The 22168-nt window shown below is 72.4% G+C and carries 23 protein-coding genes; 16 read left to right on the top strand and 7 right to left on the bottom strand.

What is annotated here, in order from left to right:
- The first annotated feature begins 39 nt into the window (after positions 1–39).
- Positions 40–792 (top strand): maleylpyruvate isomerase family mycothiol-dependent enzyme, encoded by a 753-nt coding sequence (locus LO763_RS04090; protein WP_230600669.1) that lies wholly within the window; start codon positions 40–42, stop codon positions 790–792.
- Between the two features lie 21 nt (positions 793–813).
- Here the strand turns inward: LO763_RS04090 and LO763_RS04085 are convergent, their stop codons facing one another.
- From LO763_RS04085 to LO763_RS04075, 3 genes are read right to left on the bottom strand one after another with little or no spacing between them, the layout of a single operon-like run.
- Positions 814–1341, bottom strand: coding sequence for a CDP-alcohol phosphatidyltransferase family protein (locus tag LO763_RS04085; RefSeq protein ID WP_230600668.1), 528 nt, complete (start codon positions 1339–1341; stop codon positions 814–816).
- Positions 1338–1907 (bottom strand): hypothetical protein, encoded by a 570-nt coding sequence (locus tag LO763_RS04080; RefSeq protein ID WP_230600667.1) that lies wholly within the window; start codon positions 1905–1907, stop codon positions 1338–1340. Before LO763_RS04080 ends, LO763_RS04085 begins: the two co-directional genes overlap by 4 nt.
- Positions 1904–2521: a DedA family protein gene (locus LO763_RS04075; protein WP_230600666.1), complete on the bottom strand. Its 618-nt coding sequence runs from the start codon at positions 2519–2521 to the stop codon at positions 1904–1906. The genes LO763_RS04080 and LO763_RS04075 overlap by 4 nt, the downstream gene beginning before the upstream one ends.
- 108 nt (positions 2522–2629) lie before the next feature.
- On the opposite strand from LO763_RS04075, the gene LO763_RS04070 reads away from it, so the two are divergent.
- The 3 genes from LO763_RS04070 to LO763_RS04060 all read left to right on the top strand — a co-directional run bounded on the left by LO763_RS04070 (position 2630) and on the right by LO763_RS04060 (position 6100).
- Positions 2630–4099 (top strand): sensor histidine kinase, encoded by a 1470-nt coding sequence (locus tag LO763_RS04070; RefSeq protein WP_230600665.1) that lies wholly within the window; start codon positions 2630–2632, stop codon positions 4097–4099.
- Positions 4092–4781, top strand: a complete 690-nt coding sequence (locus LO763_RS04065; protein WP_230600664.1) for a response regulator transcription factor — start codon at positions 4092–4094, stop codon at positions 4779–4781. The genes LO763_RS04070 and LO763_RS04065 overlap by 8 nt, the downstream gene beginning before the upstream one ends.
- 245 nt (positions 4782–5026) lie before the next feature.
- Positions 5027–6100, top strand: a complete 1074-nt coding sequence (locus LO763_RS04060; RefSeq protein WP_230600663.1) for a 3-deoxy-7-phosphoheptulonate synthase — start codon at positions 5027–5029, stop codon at positions 6098–6100.
- A 44-nt stretch (positions 6101–6144) separates the two neighbouring features.
- Here the strand turns inward: LO763_RS04060 and LO763_RS04055 are convergent, their stop codons facing one another.
- From LO763_RS04055 to LO763_RS04040, 4 genes are all read right to left on the bottom strand, one after another.
- Positions 6145–6621, bottom strand: a complete 477-nt coding sequence (locus tag LO763_RS04055; protein ID WP_230600662.1) for a hypothetical protein — start codon at positions 6619–6621, stop codon at positions 6145–6147.
- A gap of 5 nt (positions 6622–6626) precedes the next feature.
- Positions 6627–7427, bottom strand: coding sequence for a CdiA C-terminal domain-containing protein (locus LO763_RS29565; protein ID WP_230600661.1), 801 nt, complete (start codon positions 7425–7427; stop codon positions 6627–6629).
- Between the two features lie 164 nt (positions 7428–7591).
- A complete protein-coding gene (gene arfA / locus LO763_RS04045; RefSeq protein WP_230600660.1) occupies positions 7592–9097 on the bottom strand; it encodes an arabinosylfuranosidase ArfA in 1506 nt (501 codons plus the stop codon).
- Between the two features lie 86 nt (positions 9098–9183).
- Positions 9184–10203: a LacI family DNA-binding transcriptional regulator gene (locus LO763_RS04040; protein WP_230600911.1), complete on the bottom strand. Its 1020-nt coding sequence runs from the start codon at positions 10201–10203 to the stop codon at positions 9184–9186.
- 299 nt (positions 10204–10502) lie between these two features.
- Here LO763_RS04040 and LO763_RS04035 point away from each other — a divergent pair, with 299 nt between their 5' ends.
- From LO763_RS04035 to LO763_RS03980, 12 genes are all read left to right on the top strand, one after another.
- Entirely contained in the window at positions 10503–10871 is a 369-nt protein-coding gene (locus LO763_RS04035; protein ID WP_230600659.1) for an L-rhamnose mutarotase, read from the top strand.
- The gene (rhaI, locus tag LO763_RS04030) at positions 10868–12037 is read left to right on the top strand and encodes an L-rhamnose isomerase (RefSeq protein ID WP_230600658.1); all 1170 of its coding nucleotides are present in this window, start codon (positions 10868–10870) and stop codon (positions 12035–12037) included. The genes LO763_RS04035 and rhaI overlap by 4 nt, the downstream gene beginning before the upstream one ends.
- Positions 12038–14071, top strand: coding sequence for a bifunctional aldolase/short-chain dehydrogenase (locus LO763_RS04025; protein WP_230600657.1), 2034 nt, complete (start codon positions 12038–12040; stop codon positions 14069–14071). It abuts the gene before it with no gap.
- Positions 14068–15534 (top strand): rhamnulokinase, encoded by a 1467-nt coding sequence (locus LO763_RS04020; RefSeq protein WP_230600656.1) that lies wholly within the window; start codon positions 14068–14070, stop codon positions 15532–15534. Before LO763_RS04025 ends, LO763_RS04020 begins: the two co-directional genes overlap by 4 nt.
- A gap of 53 nt (positions 15535–15587) precedes the next feature.
- Complete coding sequence (locus LO763_RS04015; RefSeq protein ID WP_230600655.1) at positions 15588–16883, top strand: ABC transporter substrate-binding protein; 1296 nt, start codon at positions 15588–15590, stop codon at positions 16881–16883.
- Between the two features lie 14 nt (positions 16884–16897).
- The gene (locus LO763_RS04010) at positions 16898–17896 is read left to right on the top strand and encodes a carbohydrate ABC transporter permease (RefSeq protein ID WP_439650264.1); all 999 of its coding nucleotides are present in this window, start codon (positions 16898–16900) and stop codon (positions 17894–17896) included.
- Positions 17893–18777, top strand: coding sequence for a carbohydrate ABC transporter permease (locus tag LO763_RS04005; protein ID WP_230600653.1), 885 nt, complete (start codon positions 17893–17895; stop codon positions 18775–18777). The genes LO763_RS04010 and LO763_RS04005 overlap by 4 nt, the downstream gene beginning before the upstream one ends.
- 10 nt (positions 18778–18787) lie before the next feature.
- Entirely contained in the window at positions 18788–19369 is a 582-nt protein-coding gene (locus LO763_RS04000) for a DUF624 domain-containing protein (RefSeq protein WP_230600652.1), read from the top strand.
- 157 nt (positions 19370–19526) lie between these two features.
- On the top strand, positions 19527–20156 hold the full coding sequence (locus tag LO763_RS03995; RefSeq protein WP_230600651.1) for a hypothetical protein: 630 nt from the start codon (positions 19527–19529) through the stop codon (positions 20154–20156).
- Positions 20157–20487: 331 nt separating this feature from the next.
- Positions 20488–21099 (top strand): CDP-alcohol phosphatidyltransferase family protein, encoded by a 612-nt coding sequence (locus LO763_RS03990; RefSeq protein ID WP_230600650.1) that lies wholly within the window; start codon positions 20488–20490, stop codon positions 21097–21099.
- A 121-nt stretch (positions 21100–21220) separates the two neighbouring features.
- On the top strand, positions 21221–21598 hold the full coding sequence (gene gcvH, locus LO763_RS03985; protein ID WP_230600649.1) for a glycine cleavage system protein GcvH: 378 nt from the start codon (positions 21221–21223) through the stop codon (positions 21596–21598).
- Between the two features lie 34 nt (positions 21599–21632).
- A complete protein-coding gene (locus LO763_RS03980; RefSeq protein WP_230600648.1) occupies positions 21633–22070 on the top strand; it encodes an FHA domain-containing protein in 438 nt (145 codons plus the stop codon).
- Positions 22071–22168: the final 98 nt, after the last annotated feature.

Genomic DNA, 22168 nt, shown 5'->3' with positions numbered 1-22168 from the left:
GCCCGCGGCGTGTCGGAGGGTCCTGGCAGGATGCGGCGCATGGACTTTCCCGCCCTGCGAACCCGCCTGGTCGACGAGGCCGCCCGCTTCAAGGCCGCCGCGCTCGCCGCCGCCCCCGACGCCCCAGTCCCCACCTGCCCTGAGTGGACGGCCACCGACCTGCTCGACCACGTCACCGAGACCTACGACCACAAGATCCAGTCGATGCGCCTGATGCGCGCGCCCGAGGACGCCGACATGCCCCGGCGCGCCGGGGCACCCGGGGAGCGGTTCGACGCCGCGCTCGCCGACCTGCTCGCCGAGTTCGACGACCGCGGACCCGACAGCCTCGCCTACACCTGGTACGGGCCCGACCAGACCGTCGGGTTCTGGATCCGCCGCCTGGCGCACGAGACCGTCGTCCACCGCGCCGACGCCGAACTCGCGGCCGGGCGCGCGATCGGCCCCGTCGAACCGGCGTTCGCCCTTGACGGCGCCGACGAGATGCTCCAGGTCATGGTCGACTGGGGCAGCCGGGCGCACCGCCGCCACCTGGCCGCGGAGCTGGAGGCCCATGCCGGGCTCACCGTCGCCCTCGCCGCCGGGGACGCGTCGTGGACGGTGCAGGTGGGCCCCGCCGGGGCGGCCGTCACCGCCGGGACCGAGGCCGACGCGCAGGCCGAAGTCCACGGCACCCCCGGGGAGCTGCTGATGTGGCTGTGGCGGCGCCTGCCCCCGGAGGCCCTCACCGTGAAGGGCGACGCCGCCAAGGCCGCCGAGCTCTACGAGCTGCTCGGAGCCTTCGCCCAGTAGCCCCGGTGCTCCGCACCGGACTCACCGCAGTAGCCGCCTCATGTAGAGGGCCCCGGCGCCGATGTGGAGCACCGCACCGATCCCCAGGACGACCTGCCCGACCGGCAGGAGGCCGCCGAGCCCCGGCACCAGACCGGCGAAGACGAGGAAGACGCCGGCCATCGCCGCGCCGGTCCGGACCTTCCCCAGCGCGGTCACCGCCAGCGGCCGCCTCCGGGCCAGGTACACGCCCCCGACCGCCAGGTCGACCGCGGGGAACACCGCGATCGCCCACCACGGCACCGCCCCCGCGGCCCCCAACGCGATCGCGAGGCACCCGACGCCCACGCGGTCGGCGACCGCGTCCAGGACCGCCCCGACCCGGCCTGCCTGGCCGAGCCTGCGCGCCAGGTACCCGTCGACCCAGTCCGACGCGCCGAAGACCACCGCGAGCCCGGCTGCCAGCAGCGGATGCGTCCCCGTCAGCAGGAGCACCGCGATCGGGACGACCAGCGCGAACCGCAGCGCGGTGACGAGGTTGGGGACCGTCCGCCACTGCGACCCGCTCACGCGCGTCCGCGAGCGCCGGGCCACGCGCCCTTGTACCGGCGGCCGAGCACCGCACCCGCCGCGGCCACCGCGCACGCGGTCACCGCCGCCGACACCAGCCCCGACCCGAGCACCCCGCCGACCAGCAGACCCGCGCCGACCATGCCGCAGGCCCACGCCACGGCCGCGACCGCCGACATCCGCGCGTGCGGGTAATCGGGGGTGACGACGGCCGTCCAGGCCAGCGCGGTCCTGCCCGCCGGCAGGAACCGGGCCGCCACGGTCGTCCCGAGCGGGCGGCGCCGCAGCGCGGCCCGCAGCTTCAATTCGAGGCGGACGGCCTCGCCCGGTCCGATCGGCCGCCGCATCCTCGCACGGGTGCGGCGCAGGACCCGGTAGCCCAGCAGGTCTCCGAGCCACGACGCCAGGGCCGCCCAGGCGATCAGCGCCGCGATCAGGACCGCGTCCCCGGCGAGGAACCCCGCGAGCGCCGCGATCAGCGTGGCGCTGGGCAGCACCGGCACGAAGAAGTCGGCGACGACCATGGCGGCCAGGAGCAGGGCCGCGACCGGCAGTCCGAGGCTCATCGCGCCGACCCGTCCGCGCGCCGCCGCAGCCGCAGGGCGACGAGCACGGCCGCGACCGCCGCTACGGCGGCCAGGGCCGGGAGCGCCGCGCGGTCGGCAAACTCGAGGAACGCCGTGCCGAGCGCGGCCCCGCCGAGCACCCACAGCAGCGACCACACCAGGGCCGCCGTGCCGGTGGCGGCCGCGAAGCGCCGGTAGCGCATCCGCGAGGCCCCCGCCGCCGCGGCGACCAGCGTCCGCACCCCCGGCAGGAGCCGCGCCACGACGATGACGCCGACCCCGCGGCGCTCGACGAAACCGGTCGCCTCCTCCCACCGCCGCACCCCGATCCGGCGCACCGCGCGGGTCCGGGCGATCCGCGGCCCCAGCCGCCTGCCGAGCGCGAACCCGAGGTGGTCGCCGATGAAGGCGCCCGCGGCGGCGGCCGGGACGGCCGCGAACAGCAGCGGGCTCCCGGCGAGCACGAGCGCGGCGAGGACGAGGGCCGTCTCGGCGGGCACGAGCGCGCCCAGGCCGAAGACCGCCTCCACCGCCGCGACGACGAACACGAACGCCAGGACCGCCGCGCCGTATCCGGCGGCGGCGTCGAGGAACTGGGTGAACTGGTCGAGCATGGCAACGACGCTACGAACCGCGAAGGCGCCCCGTGCAGTGCCGAAAGCGAGGACCCCGACTAACGAAAGCGAGTAGGCGCGCCCGCCCGCCCTCCCTATGTTGGAGAGGTGTTCGACAACGACTCGCCCCCCTCGACCAGACGGGCCCTCACCGCGGCGGCCGCGCTCGCGGGCGTGGTCTTCGCGCTCGCCATGCACTGGCTCGAGCAACTGGGGACCGTGGAGATGACCCACTTGGTGAGGGTGCTGTTCGACGCGGGCGAGGTCGCGGTGATCGCGGCCGCGACGGCGACGGGCCTCCTGATCGGCTGGGCGAAGGTGCCGCTGGCGCTCGTCGCCGCGGGCGTGGGGACCGCGCTGCCCACCTCGGCGCTGCTCGGGCAGTGGACGCGGTCGGACCCCCTCCTCGGTTTCCTGATCGGCGTCGCCTACACCTCCTGCCTGCTCCTGGCCATGCTGGCCGTCGCCGTGCCGCGCGCCCAGCGCCGCTACGTGCGCCGCGGCTGGGACCTGGCCTTCGCCGAGGCCCGGGAGCACGAGGCCCGCGTCGAGCAGGCGGTGACGCGCGAACGGGAGGCGATGGCCGGGGAGATCCACGACGGACTGGGGCACCGCCTGACGCTCATCGCGGTCCAGGCCTCCAGGCTCTCCCTCGACGAGGCGCTGCCGGACCACGCCAGGGCCGAACTGCAGCGCATCCGCGAGAACGCCGCCGCCGCCTCCGAGGAGCTCGGCGAGACCGTCGCGCTCTTGGCCGAACGGCGGCCCGGTGACACCGCCTCGCTCAGCGGCCTCGGCATCGGCGACGTCATCGAACGCGCGCGCGCCTCCGGCGTCACCGTGCACGGCGCCATCGCCCCGGAGGTGGCGGAACGCACCAACGACTACACGCACGCGGCGCTGATGCGGGTGCTCCAGGAAGGACTGACCAACGCCGCCAAGCACGCGCCGGGCGCCGCCGTGCACCTCGCGATCGACCTCGACGGCGACGAGGCGGTGCTGGAGATGCGCAACGCGACGTCCCCGGCCCCGCCGTCCGAGCGGGGAGGGCACGGCATCGTCGCGCTGCGGCACCGCATCGAGATCCTCGGCGGCACGCTGCGGACGACCTCGGACGAGGACTTCACCCTCGCCGTCAGGCTCCCCCGCGAGGCGATGCCCTCGACGACCGCCGCCGACCCCGGGTCCTCGCGGCTGCGCGTGCTCACCGCGGAGGCCGCCGACGCCGAACGCGGGCGCCGCCGGACCACCCGGCAGGCCTGGCTGGCGCCGATCGCCGTGCTCGCCTCGCTCGCCCTGGCCGTGACCGGGTACTTCGTGTACAGCACCATCGCCTCGGTGCTGCCGCCCGAACGCTTCGCGGCCATCGAGGTCGGCGACGCCCAGAGCTCGACCGAGCGCCTGCTGCCCCCGACGGACATGCTCGACGCCCCGACCGCGGCGCTGCCCGAACCGCCCGGCTCGACCTGCCGCTACTACGAGGCGTCCGTCAGCTTCTTCGAACGCGTCGACGTCTACCGCATCTGCTTCGAGGGCGACCGGGTCGTCGCCGCTGATACGATCCCGCCCGATGAGTGAGCCGACCGAACCCCGCCCCGAGGGCCCGATCCGGGTGCTCCTGGCCGACGACGACCGGCTCGTGCGCGCCGGCATCGCCGGGATCCTCGCCACCGCCGACGGCATCGAGGTCACCGCCCAGGCCGACGACGGCGCCGCCGCGCTCGAACTCGCCCGCGCCCGCCTGCTCGACGTCGTCCTCCTCGACATCCAGATGCCCCGCCTCGACGGCATCCGCACCCTCGAGAGGCTCCAGCAGGCCGAGATGGCCGTCCCGGTCGCGATGCTGACGACCTTCTCCGACGAGCACTACATCGCCGAGGCCGTCCGCCTCGGCGCCCTCGGGTTCTTCCTCAAGTCCGACGACCCGCACCACCTCATCGCGGGCGTGCGGGCCCTGGCCGGGGGCGGCGCCGCGTTCTCCCCGCGCGTGGCCCGCTGGCTCATCCGCCGCCAGGCCCCCGCCCGCGTCGACCGGTCCCTGCGCGCCCAGGCGCTCGTCCAGGGCCTCACCGACCGCCAGCGCGACGTCCTCGCCGGCGTCGGCCAAGGCCTCTCGAACGCCCAGATCGCCGCCTCGCTCCACCTCGCCGAAGGCACCGTCAAGCAGTACCTCCGTTCGCTCTTCACCGCCCTGGGCACCGAGAACCGGGTCCAGGCCGCCCTCATCGCCTACGAGGCCGGGCTCGGCCCCGACCGGTGATCCGGGCCTCCCGCGCCCCGGCGCGGGCGCGGCCCTGTGCTACGGTTCGAGCCATGGCCGTTCGTTCCTATCAGCGCTTTACGCTGGCTCCGGGTGGAGCCGGTAGTCGCCTGCGCTGACTGAACGAGCACCCGGAGCCTGCAAGCCAGAGACGATCGTCTCTGGCTTTCGTCATTGCGGCGGGCCGGCACCGGTGAGGCACCAGTGGCCCGGACCCGCCTCTCCACCAGATGGGATCCCGAGAGATGACCATGTCCGCCGACCACCCCCCGCAGACCGCCGACCTGCGCGTCTCGGGCTTCCAACCGCTCATCGCCCCCGCGGTGCTGCGCGCCGAGCTCCCGCTGGGCCCCGAACGGGCCGCGCTCGTCGAGCGCAGCCGCCGGGAGGTCACGAACGTGCTCGCCGGCGACGACGACCGGCTCCTGGTCGTCGTCGGGCCCTGCTCCGTGCACGACCCGGCCGCCGCGAAGGACTACGCGCAGCGCCTCGCCGCGGCCGTCGCGCCCCTGCGCGAGGACCTGTGCGTGGTCATGCGCGTCTACTTCGAGAAGCCCCGCACCACCCTGGGCTGGAAGGGCCTGATCAACGACCCGCACCTGAACGGCACCCACGACGTCGAACTGGGCCTGCGCCTCGCGCGCGGCGTGCTCCTCGACGTGCTCGACGAGGGCCTGCCGGTCGGCTGCGAGTTCCTGGAGCCCCTGAGCCCCCACCACATCGCCGACGCCGTCTCGTGGGGCGCGATCGGCGCCCGCACCACCGAGAGCCAGGTGCACCGCCAGCTCGCCTCGGGCCTGTCGATGCCCATCGGGTTCAAGAACACCACCGACGGCGACCTGGCCTCCGCGGTCGACGGGTGCCGGGCCGCGGCCGGCGACCACGTCTTCTTCGGCATCGACGACGACGGGCGCGCCTCTATCGTCTCGACCAGCGGCAACCCCGACTGCCACATCATCCTGCGCGGCGGCCGCTCCGGCCCCAACTACGGCGCCGAGGACGTGCGCGACGGCCTCGCGCTGCTGGCCAAGCACGGGCGGCCCGAGCGGCTCGTGGTCGACGCCAGCCACGCCAACTCCGGGAAGGACCACCTGCGCCAGGCCGAGGTCGTGCGCGAGATCGCCGAGCGGATCGCGGCGGGGGAGCGGGGCATCGCCGGGCTCATGATCGAGAGCTTCATCGAACCGGGCCGCCAGGAGCCGGGCCCGCTCGAGACGCTCGCGTACGGGCAGTCGGTGACCGACGCGTGCGTCGGCTGGGACGAGACCGAGCGCCTCCTCACCGAACTCGCCGAGGCCGTCCGCGCCGGACGCCACTGAACCACGACAGGGCGGCACCGCGCGGTGCCGCCCTCGGCCCCGTCTCAGTCGAGCTCACGGAGCGGCGCGACGGCGGCACGGGACAGGACCGGGGCGAGGTGGTCGCCGAAGTTGTAGTCGCCGGGGTCGGCGAGGCTGGGGTCCAGCAGCGTCGGCCCGCCCGGCGAGCGCTCGATCAGGACCTTCTCGTCGCCGTGCACCAGCATCCCGGTGAGGCCCGGGGTGTCGTTGAGCTGGTCCACGACGGCGCCGAAGAGGTCGAGGTGCGCCTGGAAGTACGCGTCGCCGACCAGGTGCCTCCCGATTTCGAAGGTGATGATCAGCAGGTCGTCGGTGCCGATCCGGGCGGCCTCCCCGTCCCAGTCCTCATCCGGCGCGAACGTGTCGACCCACCATCGGTCGCCTCGCAGGGGGAACGGCTGCGCTGCGAAGGACCGGACCAGCCCCAGCCGCTCGGCGAAGTAGGCGGACAGCTCCTGCTCGTCGGCGGCGGGACGGTAATAGGTGTACGGGGTCGACATCCTGCTCAACCTCCCAGATCGACGTCGTGGACGCGACCGTCTCTGATGATCTTAAGTTCTTCGAGCCCCGAAACGGGTTTTCTGCGCATGAGCCGTCCGACCGCGTCCGGACCGATCGGGGTCCGTCCGCCGGCGCCCTCCGCGTCGAGGTTCAAGACGATGCGGCGGGCCTGCGGTCTCCCGTCCTTGGGGTTGACCTTGCTCTTGATCGACTTGCGGACCCGCTCGACGTTGGCGGTGCCGGGCAGCACGGTGTAGCAGTCCCAGTAGTCGCCCTCGATCAGGTAGTCCGGCCGCTTGCCGTTGGGCTTGGGCGGCGGGTTCTGCCTGACGCGGTAGCCACTGCGGGACAGGACGATCGCAGCGCTGTTCTCGCCCTCGACGCCCGTCTGGGTCGTCGCCGACGATCGGCGGTCCACCGCGGTCGGCACGCCTCCCGGCCTGCGGGCCGGGTCGGGCGGCAGCGAGGGGCGTGTGAACGGGCGGGCGTTCGCGCCGGAGCCGCTCCCGGGGCGGGGTAAGCCGCCCCCGGCGGCGCCGCCGAGGAGCGTCCCGGCGATGTACTGCTCCCAGGCGCGGTTCCCGGCGGCCAGGAGCGCGTCGGTCTCCGCGAGCTTCTCGAGGGCCTGGCGCCATTGGCTCTGACCTTTTTCGGCGAGCGCGCTGCTCGAGCCCTGGGTGGCGTCCGAAGCGAGGTGCAGCGCGCTTCGGGTCCGGTCCTGGGCGTGGTGGACCCGCGTCCGCGTCTCGTGGACCTGCTCGACGAGCGCACGAAGGCGGGAGATCAGTTCGCTGAGCGTCGACACGATGGTTCACCAGCCGAAATCGAAGTGAGCGCGTGACGCTGAGTCTATGCGATCTCCTCGAGATCGTCAGGACCGCGAACTTCGAGGGTTTTCGTCCGGCAGCCCGCGGGACCGGCCGTGACGCGACAGGGCGGCACCGCGCGGTGCCGCCCTTCCTGTCGTCGTTACGCGATGCGGATGGTGTTCCAGCTCATCGCGGGCAGTTCGACCGTGATGACGCCGTCCTTGACCGCGACGGTCTCGTTTGCCGCCGGGGCGACCCGCGTCTGGTCCTGGAGGGTGTTCTTCGCGTGCGGGTCCTCGTCGGTGAGCGTCGAGCAGGTGACCTCGCCCAGGGCCGGCAGCGAGGACGCGTCGATCTCCACCGTCAGGGGCGCCTCGAGGTCGCGGTTGACCGCGAACACGGTCACCGTGCCGTCCTCGTTCGCCACCGCCACCGAGTGCAGCGCCGGCACCTCGCCGTACTTCGCGGTGTCGATGACCGGCGCGGCGGCGTTGACCTCCAAGACCGTGCCGCGCCCGAACTTCGAGGCCTCCGCGAACGGGAAGAACGTCGTCTGGCGCCAGGCGGGCCCGCCCGGCTCGGTCATGATCGGCGCGATCACGTTCACCAGCTGCGCCAGGCACGCGGCGGTGACCCGGTCGCAGCGGCGCAGCAGCGTGATCAGCAGCGAGCCGAACACGACCGCGTCCATCGCCGAGTAGACGTCCTCGAGCTGGCGCGGGGCCACCGACCACGGCTCGGGCCGCTCGCCCGCGGGCGCCGTCTGGTACCAGACGTTCCACTCGTCGAACGAGATGTCGATCTTCTTGTCGGACTTGAGCTTCGCGCCGACCGCGTCGGCGGTGGCGATGACGCCGTCGATGAACAGCTCCATGTCCTGGGCGCTGGCCATGAAGCTGACGACGTCGCCGTCACCGGGGTGGTAGTAGGCGTGCGCCGAGATGTAGTCGACCGACTCGTACGACTGGGCCAGCACCTCGGCCTCCCAGGCGCCGAAGGTCGCCATGCCGCGCGAGGAGGACCCGCAGGCGACCAGGTCGAGCCCGGGGTCGATCATGCGCATGGAGCGCGCGGTCTGGTCGGCGACGCGGCCGTACTCGGTGGCGGTGCGCTGGCCGATCTGCCAGGGGCCGTCCATCTCGTTGCCCAGGCACCACAGCTTGATGCCGTACGGCTCCTCGTGGCCGTGGGAGCGGCGCAGGTCCGACCAGTGGGTGCCGCCGGGGTGGTTGGCGTACTCGAGCAGGTCCAGGGCCTCCTGGAGGCCGCGGGTGCCGAGGTTGACGGCCATGTTCGGCTCCACGCCGACGGTGCGGCAGAACGTCATGAACTCGCCGAGCCCGAACTGGTTGGTCTCGGTGACGCCCCAGGCCAGGTCGAGGCGGCGCGGCCGGTCCTCCTTGGGGCCCACCCCGTCCTCCCAGCGGTAGCCGGAGACGAAGTTCCCGCCGGGGTAGCGGATCATGGTCGGGCCCAGCTCGCGGACGAGGTCCAGCACGTCCTGGCGCAGGCCGTCCTCGTTCGCGGCGGGGTGCTCGGGCTCGTAGATCCCCGTGTAGACGCACCGGCCCAGGTGCTCCACGAACGACCCGAACAGCCGCTCGGGCACTGCGGCGACGGTGAAGCGCGGATCGAACTCGATGCGCGCGCGTTGCTGATCGGCCATGATCGCCTCCGGAAGGGCTCGCTGTTATCGCTCACCAGACCCTCGCGGGTCGGTGGCGGAGACGCTACCAGAACCGAACTTTACCGTTACAGCGGCGGCTCGAGGTCCATCGCCGTCGAGGCCCGCGCGATGAGTTCGGGCTGGAAGACCACGTTGCGGTGGGTGTGGCCGCCCTCTTCGGCGATCTCGTCGAACAAGAGCTGCGCGGCGGTGCGGCCCAGCTGCGCGCGCGGCTGGCGCACCGAGGAGAGCGGCACGGCCGCCGCCGCGGCGAAGTCGATGTCGTCGTAGCCGATGATCGCGCACTCCTGGGGGACCTTCACCCCGTGCATCGTCAGGGACTGGAGCGCCCCCAGCGCGACCAGGTCGTTGGCGCAGAACACCGCCGTGGGCCGGTCGGCGCGGCCCAGCATCTGCTCGACCGCCTCGCGCCCGGCCGCGAAGTTCAGCCCCGCCGTGGTGAACACGTCCAAGGCCGTCCCGGCCTCCTCGCACACCTCCCGGCACCCGGCCAGGCGGTCGGCCACCTGCGGGATGGAGCCGGGGCCGCCGATGAACGCGATCCGCTCGTGCCCGGCGTCCACCAGGTGCCGCGCGGCCAGGCGGCCGCCGTGGACGTCGTCGACCGCCACGGAGCAGTGCGGGTGACGGCCCGCGCCCCGGTCGACCAGCACCACCGGGATGTCGTGGCCCGACAGCCGCTCGATCCACGACGCCGAGGAGTCGTCCACGGGCGTGATGAGCAGGCCCAGGACCCGCTGCTCCTCCAGGATCTCCAGGTGGCGGCGCTCGCGGCGCACGTCCTCGCCGGAGTCGCACACCGTCACCACGCCCCCCGCGGTCTCGATGAGCGGCTCGGCGCCGCGGACCACGTCGGTGAAGAACGGGTTCGCCACGTCCAGGACCACCACCGCGACCGTGCGGCTGCGCCCGGCCCGCAGCTGACGGGCCGAGTCGTTGCGGACGTACCCCAGCTCGCCGATCGCGGCCAGCACGCGCGCGCGGGTCTCCTCGGCCACGGCCTCGGGCCGGTTGAGCACATTGGAGACCGTCCCGACCGACACGCCCGCGGCGCGCGCGACGTCCTTCATGCTGGTAGTGGCCATGGTCACCTCAAGGAGTCTAATCGGAGGTCAGGGGAGCGCGCCGGAGCGGCGCCGCGGGCGCGCCGCGCCCGCCGGCCGCCTCGGCGGTCGTCGCCGCCCACCGTACCGCCGCGTCGCTTTGAAACGGTTCAACGACGAACGGGGGAGCGTGAGGAGCATATACCGAACCGTGTTCAAACTTTTCTCCGGCAAACGCTTGACATCAAGGGTCTCCGCGTTTTAGCTTAGCGGCATCCCTTGATGAAACGATTCAAAAAGACCGCGTTCATCGACACCGCCGTCCCCAGGAGGAAACCCCTGTGACACAACGAGTGTGCTTCACCCTCCGCGTCAAGCCCGAGCGCATGGCCGAGTACCGCGAACGCCACGCGGCGGTCTGGCCCGACATGGTCCGCGCCCTCGCCCGGACCGGCTGGACGAACTACTCGCTGTTCCTCGCCCCCGACGGCCTCCTCGTGGGCTACCTGGAGACCGAGGACTTCGACGCCGCCCGCGCGGCCATGGCCGACACCGAGGTCAACGCGCGCTGGCAGGCCGAGATGGCCCCCTTCTTCGAGGACACCGGCGGCGCCGCGGCCGACGACTCGTTCAACGTCATTCCCGAAGTGTTCAACCTGGAGACCCAGCTGGCCGCCCTCCCGGCCGAGGGCGAAGGAGCCGGCAAATGAGCGACCGCACCACCCACGCCAAGCAGGTGCTGACCAGCCAGAGCATCGAGCTGCCCTCCTGGGCGTTCGGCAACTCCGGCACCCGGTTCAAGGTCTTCGCCCAGCAGGGCGTCCCGCGCGACCCCTACGAGAAGCTCGCCGACGCCGCCCAGGTCCACAAGTACACCGGCGCCGCCGGGTCCGTCGCCCTCCACATCCCCTGGGACAAGGTCGAGGACTACGCCCACCTCGCCGCCCACGCCGCCGACCTCGGCGTCAAGATCGGTACCATCAACTCCAACACCTTCCAAGACGACGACTACATGCTCGGCTCGGTCTGCCACCCCGACCCCGGCGTGCGCCGCAAGGCCACCGACCACCTGCTCGAATGCGTCGACATCATGGACGCCACCGGCTCGGACTCGCTGAAGCTCTGGTTCGCCGACGGCACCAACTACCCCGGCCAGGACTCCATCGCCGACCGCCAGGACCGCCTCGCCGCCGTCCTCGCCGAGGTCTACGAGCGCCTCGGCGAGCACCAGCGCCTCCTCCTGGAGTACAAGCTCTTCGAGCCCTCGTTCTACACCACCGACGTCCCCGACTGGGGCACCGCGTACGCGCACTGCCTCAAGCTCGGCCCCCGGGCCCAGGTCGTCATCGACACCGGCCACCACGCCCCCGGCACCAACATCGAGTTCATCGTCGCGCTGCTGCTGCGCGAGGGCAAGCTCGGCGGCTTCGACTTCAACTCCCGGTTCTACGCCGACGACGACCTCATGGTCGGCTCGGCCGACCCCTTCCAGCTGTTCCGCATCATGCACGAGCTGGCCCTGCGCGAGGTCGTGGGCCCCGACTCGGGCATCGCCTACATGCTCGACCAGTGCCACAACATCGAGCCGAAGATCCCCGGCCAGATCCGCAGCGTCATGAACGTCCAGGAGGCCACCGCCAAGGCGCTCCTGATCGACCGCGAGGCGCTCGCCGCCGCGCAGGCCGCCGGCGACGTCCTCGGCGCCAACGCCGTCCTCATGGACGCCTACAACACCGACGTCCGCCCCCTCCTCGCCGAGCTCCGGAATGAGCAAGGATTGGACGAGGACCCGATGGCCGCCTATGCTGCCTCGGGATACGCCGCGGAGATCATCGCCGCCCGCAAGGGCGGCCAGGCCGCGGGATGGGGGGCGTAAATGGGGGACACCGTCGCCGCGCTCATCGCCCGGTCGAACCGGCTCGGGGCCGACAAGCGCAACACGAACTTCGCCGGGGGGAACACCTCCGCCAAGGGCGCCGGCACCGACCCGGTCACGGGCGGCGACGTCGACCTGCTGTGGGTCAAGGGCTCCGGCGGGGACCTCGGCACCCTCAAGGAGGCCGGCCTCGCCGTCCTGCGCCTGGACCGGCTGCGCGCCATGGCCGGCGCCTACCCCGGCGTCGACGCCGAGGACGAGATGGTCGGGCGCTTCGACTACTGCCTCCACGGGCGCGGCGGCGCCGCCCCCTCGATCGACACCGCCATGCACGGCCTGGTCGACGCCGCGCACGTCGACCACCTGCACCCCGACTCCGGCATCGCCTTCGCCACGGCCGCCGACGGCCCCGCGCTGACGAAGGCGTGCTTCGGCGACCGCGTCGCGTGGGTCGACTGGCGCCGCCCCGGCTTCCAGCTCGGCCTCGACATCGCCCGCATCAAAGAGGCGAACCCGCGGGCCATCGGGTGCATCCTCGGCGGCCACGGCATCACCGCCTGGGGCGACACCTCCGAGGAGTGCGAGGCGAACTCCCTGGAGATCATCCGCGGCTGCGAGGCCTACCTCGCCGAGCGGGGGAAGAGCGACCCGTTCGGCGCTCCGGCGCCCGAGCGGGCGCCGCTGGGAGCGGAGGAGCGCGCGGCACGTGCCGCCGCCCTCGCCCCGGTCGTCCGCGGCCTGGCCTCCACCGACCGCCGCCAGGTCGGCCACTTCAACGACGACCCCGAAGTCCTCGACTTCCTCGCCTCCGAGCGGCTGTACGACCTCGCCGCGCTCGGCACCTCCTGCCCGGACCACTTCCTGCGCACCAAGGTCCGGCCCCTGGTCCTCCAGACCGCGCCGGACGCGCCCCTCCCGGACGTTATCGATCACCTCCGGGAGCGCCACGCCGCCTACCGCGAGGACTACGCCGCCTACTACGAGCGCTACGCGACCGAGGACTCCCCGGCCATGCGCGGGGCCGACCCCGCGATCGTCCTGGTCCCCGGCGTCGGCATGTTCTCCTTCGGCGCGAACAAGCAGACCGCCCGCGTCGCGGGGGAGTTCTACGTCAACGCGATCAACGTCATGCGCGGCGCCGAGGCCGTCTCCACGTACCAGCCGATCCCCGAGTCGGAGAAGTTCCGCATCGAGTACTGGTCGCTCGAAGAGGCCAAGCTCCAGCGGATGCCGAAGCCCAAGCCCCTCGCCGGGCGCGTCGCGCTCGTGACCGGCGCCGCGGGCGGCATCGGCAAGGCCACCGCCGAACGCCTCGCGGCCGAGGGCGCCTGCGTCGTCATCGCCGACCTCGACCAGGCCAAGGCCGCCGCCGCGGCCGCCGAGATCGGGAACGCCGACACCGCCGTGGGCGTGGCCTGCGACGTCACCGACGAGAACGCCGTCACCGCCGCGCTCCAGGCCGCCGCACTCGCCTTCGGCGGCGTCGACCTGGTCGTCAACAACGCCGGGCTGTCGCTGTCGAAGCCGCTCCTGGAGACCACCGCCGCCGACTGGGACCTCCAGCACGACGTCATGGCCAAGGGCTCCTTCCTCGTCGCCCGCGAAGCGGCCCGGACGATGATCGCCCAGGGCATGGGCGGGGACATCGTCTACATCGCCTCGAAGAACTCCGTGTTCGCCGGGCCCAACAACATCGCCTACTCCGCGACCAAGGCCGACCAGGCCCACCAGGTGCGCCTCCTCGCCGCCGAACTCGGCGAGCACGGCATCCGCGTCAACGGCGTCAACCCCGACGGGGTCGTGCGCGGCTCGGGGATCTTCGCCTCCGGCTGGGGCGCCGAACGCGCCGCCGTCTACGGCGTCGACGAATCCGAGCTCGGCAAGTACTACGCGGGCCGGACCCTGCTCAAGAAGGAGGTCCTGCCCTCCTCGGTCGCCGACGCGGTGTACGCCCTGGTCGGCCCCGACCTCGGCCTGACCACCGGCGTCCACGTCCCCGTCGACTCGGGCAACCCGCAGGGATTCCTCAGGTGACGGTCCTTGCAGCGGTCGACTTGGGCGCGTCCTCCGGACGCGTCATCGCCGCCCGCGTGCGCGAGGGCCGGATCGACCTGACCGAGGCCGCCCGGTTCCCCAACCGGTCGGTCGCCGTGCACGGGCGCCTGTACTGGGACGTGCTCGGCCTCTGGTCCGGCGTCCTCGACGGGCTCCGCGCCCTCGGCGACGCGGCCGCGATCGGCGTCGACTCCTGGGCGGTCGACTACGGCCTCATCGACGCCGCCGGCCACCTCATCGCCAACCCCGTCTCCTACCGCGACGCCCGGAACGCCCCCGCCCGCGACCGGCTCCTGTCGCAGCTCGACACCGTGGACCTGTTCGCGCGCACCGGCATCCAGCCCCAGCCGTTCAACACCGTGTTCCAGCTGGCCGCCGAGGACCCCACCCGCCTCGCCGCCGCCCGGCGGCTCCTGCTCGTTCCCGACCTCCTCGGGTACTGGCTCTCCGGGACGCCCGCCTGGGAGGTCACGAACGCCTCCACCACCGGCCTGGTCGACCTCGCCACCGGCACCTGGGACCCCGCCCTGTGCCGGGCCGCGGGCGCCGACCCCGACCTGCTCGGGCCCATCACGCCCACCGGCACGGTCCTCGGCCCCCTCCTCCCCGAGATCGCCGCCGAGACCGGCCTGTCCACCGACACCCGGGTCGTCGCCACGGCCGGCCACGACACCGCCGCCGCCGTCGCCGCCGTCCCCTACGAGGGCGAGGGCGCCGCCTACATCTCCTGCGGCACCTGGTCGCTCGTCGGCGTCGAACGCGACACGCCCGTCACGAGCGCCGCCGCCCTCGAAGCCGGGTTCACCAACGAACGCGGCGCCGACGGGTCCATCCGCTTCCTGCGCAACGTCGCCGGACTCTGGCTGCTCAACGAGTCGATCGCCGCCTGGCGGCGCGAAGGCCTGGAGGTCGACCTCGCCGCACTGCTCGGCGACGCCGCCCGCGTCGAGCGCCTCCGCTCCGTCGTCGACCCCGACGACCCGCGCTTCGCCGAACCCGGCGACATGCCCGCCCGCATCCGCGCCTACTGCGCCCAGACCGGCCAGCCGGTGCCCGACGGCCCCGCCGAGGTCGCCGCCTGCGTCCTCGACTCGCTCGCCCTGGCCCACCGCCGCGCGATCGACGCCCTCGAGGACCTCACCGGCGAGGCCGTCGCCGTGATCCACATCGTCGGCGGCGGCGCCAACAACACGCTGCTGTGCCAGTGGACCGCCGACGCGACCGGCCGCACCGTGCTCGCCGGACCCGACGAGGCCACCGCCCTGGGCAACGCGCTCGTCCAGGCCCAGTCGCTCGGCCTCGTCGCGCCCGGACCCGAGGCCCGCCGCGCCGCCGCGGCCGCCTCGGCCCGGCCCCGCCGCCACACGCCCCGAGGGTCCACGGGCCCTTGGGAGCACGCCGCCCGGCGGCTCCAGACCCTCCCAGTGGGAGCAACTGAATAGATCCCGAAGGCCCGCTCCGGCGGGACCCCTCACATCAGAAGGAGCAATCAACGATGATCCGCGACCCTTACCGCCTCCGGCGCCGTTCCCTCCTCACCGGCGCCGCCGCGGCGGCGACCCTCGCGGCCGCGGCCGCGTGCGGCGACGACGGACCGGCCGGCACCGCCGACGACCCGATCGAGATCAGCTTCGAGTGGTGGGGCGACGAGAACCGCGCCGGCATCACCAAGGAGGCCGTCGACCTCTTCATGTCGAAGAACGAAGGCATCAAGGTCCAGACGAACTTCGCGGACTTCCCGACCTACTGGGAAGGCCTCACCGGCCGCATGGCCTCGCGCGACCTGCCGGACGTGTTCCAGATGGACTACTCCCGGCTGCGCCAGTTCGGCTCCAGCGGGATGCTGCTGCCCCTCGAGGGCGTCGTCAAGACCGACGACTTCCGCGAGGGCTTCCTCGACACCGCCAAGCTCGACGGCCAGCTCGTCGCCGTGCCGATCGCCGGCAACACGCTCGGCCTGATCTACCGCGCCGACCTCTTCGACGCCCACGGCGTCGCCGCGCCCGCACCCGGCTACAGCTGGGACGAGTACGGCGCCGACATCACCACCCTCACGCCCCAGATGGGCGAGGGCAAGTGGGGCGGCGGCGACTGGTGCGGCCAGTACCACTTCATGGAGCTGTGGCTGCGCCAGCAGGGCGGCAGCTTCTACACCGAGGACGGCAAGGCCCTCAACTTCGAGGCCGCGCAGCTCGTCGAGTGGTGGGGCACCTCGGCCGGCCTGTACGAGGCCGGGATGGTCCCGCCGGTCGAGACCACCATCGAATGGGTCGAGGGCGGGCTCGTCCAGGACAAGCTCGCCTCCGAGATCGGCTGGGACAACTTCATGCCCAGCTTCGCGCCGCCGGTCGAGGAGCTCGGCGGGACGCTCGCGCTCGCCGCGCCGCCGAGCCTGGACCCGAGCAACCTGGGCCTGTACCTCAAGCCCTCGATGCAGCTGGTCATCTCGGGCGCCACCGAGCAGGCCGAGGCCGCCGCCAAGCTCGTCGACTTCCTCCTGGGCGACCCGGAGGCCATCGCGATCCTCGGCACCAACCGGGGCGTGCCGGCCACCAACACCGGCCTGGAGAACGTCGAGATCGACGCCAACACCCAGGGCGTGCTCGACTACGAGGAGTCCGTCGCCCAGTACCTGACCACGCCGCCGCCGGCCCCGCCGTCGGCGACCGGCGCCATCGAGGTCAAGTTCGGCGAGATCTACCAGCAGGTCCAGTACGGCGAGATGTCCGCGCAGGAGGCCGCGGACCTGTTCTTCACCGAGGCCGAGACGCTCCTGGCCGCCGAGCAGTAACCGACTACCGAGGAATCGTCACCGTGTCAGCTTCTCCCTCCACCACCGCGCCGCCCGCGGCGGGTGAGGCCGGAGCGCCGACCGCACGCGAGAAGCGGGGGGCGGCCAAGCGCCGCACCCCGCCCGCTCGCCGCGGCGAGCGCCTTGTCGGCTATACCTTCATGACGCCCTGGATCATCGGCTCGCTGGTGTTCACCGTGGGTCCGATGCTCTGGTCGCTGTACCTGTCGTTCACCGACTACCACCTCGTCCTCGGCGGCGAGTGGATCGGCCTGGCGAACTACACGGCGATGTTCGACGACCCCATGTTCGGGCGCGCCGTCAAGGTCACGCTGCTGTACGTCCTGCTGGCCGTGCCGCTCAAGCTCATCGCCTCCCTGGCGGTGGCCATGCTGCTGACCCAGTCGCGGCGCGGCATCGGGTTCTACCGGGCCGCGTTCTACATGCCCTCGCTCATCGCCATGAGCGTCGGCATCGCCATCGTCTGGAAGGTCCTGTTCGCCCAAGGAGGGCCCCAGGACCAGATCATGTCCTGGTTCGGCTGGGACGGCGGCGGGTTCATCGGCAACCCCGACGTCTCCATCCTCATGCTCGTCCTGCTGAGCATCTGGACCTTCGGCGCGCCGATGGTCATCTTCATGGCCGGGCTCCTCCAGGTCCCCGACGAGCTCCACGAGGCGGCCGAGGTCGACGGCGCCAGCAAGTGGCACCGGTTCGTGCACATCACGATCCCGATGCTCTCGCCGGTCATCTTCTTCAACGTGCTCATGGAGACCGTGCACGCCTTCCAGCTGTTCGGGCCCGCGTTCATCATCGGCGGCACCGCCGGCGGACCGGCCTGGTCGACCCTGTTCTACACCGTGCGCATCTACGCCCTGGCGTTCGTGGACCTGCGCATGGGCTACGCCTCGGCCTGGGCCTGGATGCTCGTGCTCGCCGTCGGCGTGGTCACGCTGATCATGTTCCGCGCCGCCAAGAACCTCGTCTACTACGCAGGGGAGGACAACCGATGAGCGCCACTGCAGCCCCCCGCGTCATCCCGCGGCGCAAGCGCACCCCGGCCGAACGCGTCAAGTCCCTCGTCTGGCACGTGGCGCTCCTGGCCGTCCTCGTCGTCGTCCTCTACCCGGCCTTCTGGGTCCTGACCGCCTCGGTCAAAGAGAACTCCGACATCCTCACCAACATCTCGCCCATCCCCACCTCGATCACCTGGGACAACTTCACCGCCGCCTTCGACGGCATGGCCGGGGTTCCGCTGTGGCGGTTCTTCTGGAACTCGTTCGTGATCGCGGCCCTGTCCGTGGTCGGCATCGTGGTCTCGTGCTCGATCACCGCCTACGCCCTGGGCCGCCTGGAGTTCCCCGGCCGCAAGGCGATGTTCGCGGTGGTCATCGCGACGCTGCTGCTGCCCGGCCAGGTCATGCTCATCCCGCAGTACCTGATCTTCTCCGAGATGGACGTGGTCAACACGATCTTCCCGCTCGTCATCGGGAAGTTCCTCGGCCTGGACGCGTTCTTCGTGTTCATGTACGTGCAGTTCCTGCGCGGCATCCCGCGCGAACTGGACCAGGCGGCGACGATCGACGGGGCCGGGCACTTCCGGATCTTCTTCTCGATCATGCTGCCGCTGCTGCGACCGGCGATCGTGACCTCCTCGATCTTCACGTTCATCTGGTCCTGGAACGACTTCATGGGCCCGCTGATCTACCTGCACGAGATCGAGAAGTTCCCGCTGCCGCGGCTCCTCCAGTCGTACAACAACACCGAGGGCGTCTCGAACTACGGCGGCATGATGGCGATGACGCTGCTCTCGCTGATCCCGGTGGTGCTGTTCTTCCTGGTCTTCCAGAAGTTCCTCATCAAGGGCATCGCGACCTCCGGTGTCAAGGGCTAGCGTGGCGGTCGTGGCCAGACGGCGGCAGGCGTTCGGCGAGGGGTTCGCGCTCTTCGCCGAATGCCTGCTGACCGGCGTCTGGGTCTGCCTCGCCGCACTGCCGGTCGTGACGGTCCCGGCCGCCCTCGCGGCGGCCTCGCGGCACGTCGCGGCGTACGCCTCCGGCGAGTCGACGACGCTGGCCTCGTTCTGGGCCGACCTCCGCACCGCCTTGCGCGAATCGTGGCGGGTCGGCCTGGCGATGATCGGCGCCGCGCTCGTCCTGCTCCTGAACCTCGTCGTGCTCGCCCAGGAGGGCGTGCCGGGCCGCTCGGGCCTGGCGGCGGCCACGTTCCTGGTCGCCGCCCTGGCCGCCACCGTCCTGCTGCGGGCCGCGGCCGCGTGGGCGCCGGGGGAGCGGTGGCGGGCCCTGTTCGCCGCCGCGCTCGGGCGGACCCGCGACGACCTCTCGGGGACCGGCATCCTCCTGGGCGGCGTCGCGATCTGGGCGGTCGGCTCGTGGGCGCTGTGGCTCCTGGTCGTGCCGATGAGCGGCTGCCTGGTGGGCGCGGCCGTGGCCGTGCACCGGCGCCGCCTCGCCCGAGAGGAGTAGTGCGGGGACTCCCCGTGTAGCCCTTGAGAAGGACCGGTGTTCCTTCGAGCGACGGTCATCGATGCTTGCTAGCGTGTGGGTGACGGTCCGGCCGCTCGCGGTGCGCGGGCGGCCCGGCCGCCGCGGACGCCGAACGTGAACCCACACGGAGGAACCCATGTCCATGCCGCCCCCCGCATCCGAACCCCCCGCCGCCGCCAGGACCCGCCCCGGAACGGTCACGACCGCGGTGTGGATCCAGATCCTGCTCGCCGTGTTCCTGATCGCCCAGTCCGTCGCGGGCCTCCTCTACGGCGCCGACGCCCAGGCCGCGGCCGAGGACGAGCTCGCCGCCCAGGGCCACGCCATGTCCGACCTGCCCCAGGGCACCACCTTCGAGAGCAACGGGATCGCGGCGTACGCGCCGATCGCCGCCGCCGCGCTCATCATCGTCCTGGCGCTGCTCAACGGCGCCGGGAACCGGCCCTCCCGGGTCGTCACCTGGGTCGTGCAGCCCCTGGTGCTCGTCTGCGGGGGCTTCATCACCGTCACGCAGCTGTTCGCCGCCCAGTTCATGGAGGCCGGGATCGAGGCCGCCGGCGGCGCCGAGGGCCTCGACGCGCAGGCGCTCATGGACGCCGTGAACGGCGCCTACCCGGCCTGGACGGCCGTCGCCAGCTACGGCGTCCTGGTGCTGGGCACGCTCGGCGCCGTCGCGGTCATCGTCCTGCTCGCGGTCCCCTCCGCGAACGCGTACTTCCGCAAGGAGGAGCCGCAGACGTTCATCCCCGGCGCACCGCCCGCCTAGCTAGGGCACGGCAGCGGCCCGGGCCGGTCCAGGACCGGCCCGGGTTGTTTCCTGTCACTTTTCGCCGCGGCCCCCGCGCCGGGCGGCCTCCTGAGAGGACCGACCGCCTTGGGCCCCAGCTCGCCGTTCCCGCGCGCGGTCCCGCCGCCCGCCCGATCGGCCGCGCGAATTTCCGGGATACGGATGTCGGAGTCTGCGGTTAGAATGCGGGTACACCCACCGCATCGACCATCTTCTTGACCTCGGAGACCGCTCGCCGCACCGGCGGGCGAGAGGAGACCTACCCAGGGCCCGGCCTCCCCACGAGACCGGGTCCGCCGAGAGGACCGCCTTGAGCAAGTCAGCAGCAGCGCCGCCCGCACCTCCCGGCTGGGGCGTATGGACGTGGCCCAACCTGGTCACCGCCGTCAGGCTGCTCGGCATCCCGCTGTTCTGCTACCTCCTGCTGGCCACCCAGTACTACTGGCAGGCCGCTGTGGTGCTGGCCGTCGGCGGCGGCACCGACTGGGTCGACGGGCAGCTGGCCCGCCACCTCAACCAGGTCTCCAAGCTCGGGCGCCTCCTCGACCCGTTCGTCGACCGGCTCTACATCCTCAGCTCGCTGCTGCTGCTCACCTTCATCGGCCTCCTGCCGTGGCTGTTCACCGCCGCGGTGCTGCTGCGCGAGGCGGTGATGGTCTCCCTCGTGATCGTGCTGCGCTGGCACGGGTACGCCCCGCCCCAAGTGCACTTCCTCGGCAAATGCGCCACCACGGTGGTGTTCACCTCGTTCCCGGCGCTCGTCCTGGGCACGGTGGAGGCGGCCGAGGCGTGGGCGCAGCCGCTGGGCTGGGCCCTGGCCTGGTGGGGCCTGGGCCTGTACTGGCTGGCCGCGGCCGTCTACCTGCGCCAGGCGGCCGGGCTCATGCGGGCCGGGCGGGCCCGGCCGACCGTCACGGCCTGAGCCCGCTCCGGGCGCGGTGATCACGCCGCCGCGGCCCCGGCGCGAACCGCGCCGGGCCGGGCGATAGGTTCATGGGCGTCCGACCCGCCGCCCGGCGGGGTTTCTCAGAGGGGAGCGCCAGGTGATTCCGGAGCAACTGCGTTACACCGCGGAGCACGAGTGGGTCGAAGAGCGCGACGGGAGCGTCGTGCGCATCGGCATCACCGACTTCGCGCAGAGCGCGCTCGGCGACGTCGTATACGTCCAGCTTCCGGAGGCGGGCACCGAGGTTCGGGCAGGTGACGTGGTCGGCGAAGTCGAGTCGACCAAGAGCGTCTCCGACGTGTACGCTCCGTTGACCGGTAAGATTCTTGCACGCAATGACGAATTGTCTGCATCCCCGGAATTGGTGAACAGCGACCCCTATGCGGCGGGCTGGATGTTCGACATCGAGGTCGAGGATGCCGGCTCGCTCACCGCTTTGCTCGACGCCGGTGCGTATGCGAAGCTTACGGAGTGACCAGAGGGTCCAGACTTGTAGAAGGTGGCAATCCATGACGCGTTCGAATGACGAGTTCCCTCCGCCGGATGTGACGGCCACGATGAACCTGTCCGCCCTGCAGGAGGGCGGCGAGGTCGACGCGGAGCTCAACTCCGCCCGCCTGGCCGACTCGCTGCCGGCGGGCACCGCGCTGCTGGTCGTCCGCCGTGGCCCGAACGCCGGCGCGCGTTTCCTGCTCAACACCGAGGTGACCACTTCGGGGCGGCATCCCGACTCCGATATCTTCCTGGACGATGTGACGGTCTCGCGGCGCCACGCCGAGTTCCACCGGGACGCGGCCGGGTTCACCGTCCGCGACGTGGGCAGCCTCAACGGCACGTACGTCAACCGCGAGCGGGTGGAGACCGCGGGCCTCGGCAACGGCGACGAGGTCCAGATCGGCAAGTTCCGCCTGGTGTTCGTCTCCGGCCCCAAGCCGGCCGCCGCGTAGGCGGGCGCCCGAAGCGCCTGGCGCGCCCGGTGCGCGCCGCCGGCGAGTAGGCTGACAGTCTCGGACCCGCCCCGGGGCGACCCGCGGCGGGTCCGGCA

Origin of the sequence: Glycomyces amatae (assembly GCF_020991375.1) — a bacterium.
Lineage (GTDB): Bacteria > Actinomycetota > Actinomycetes > Mycobacteriales > Micromonosporaceae > Glycomyces > Glycomyces amatae.
Note: the sequence above shows the minus strand (reverse complement) of the source record. Positions and strands in the feature narration are given on the sequence as shown.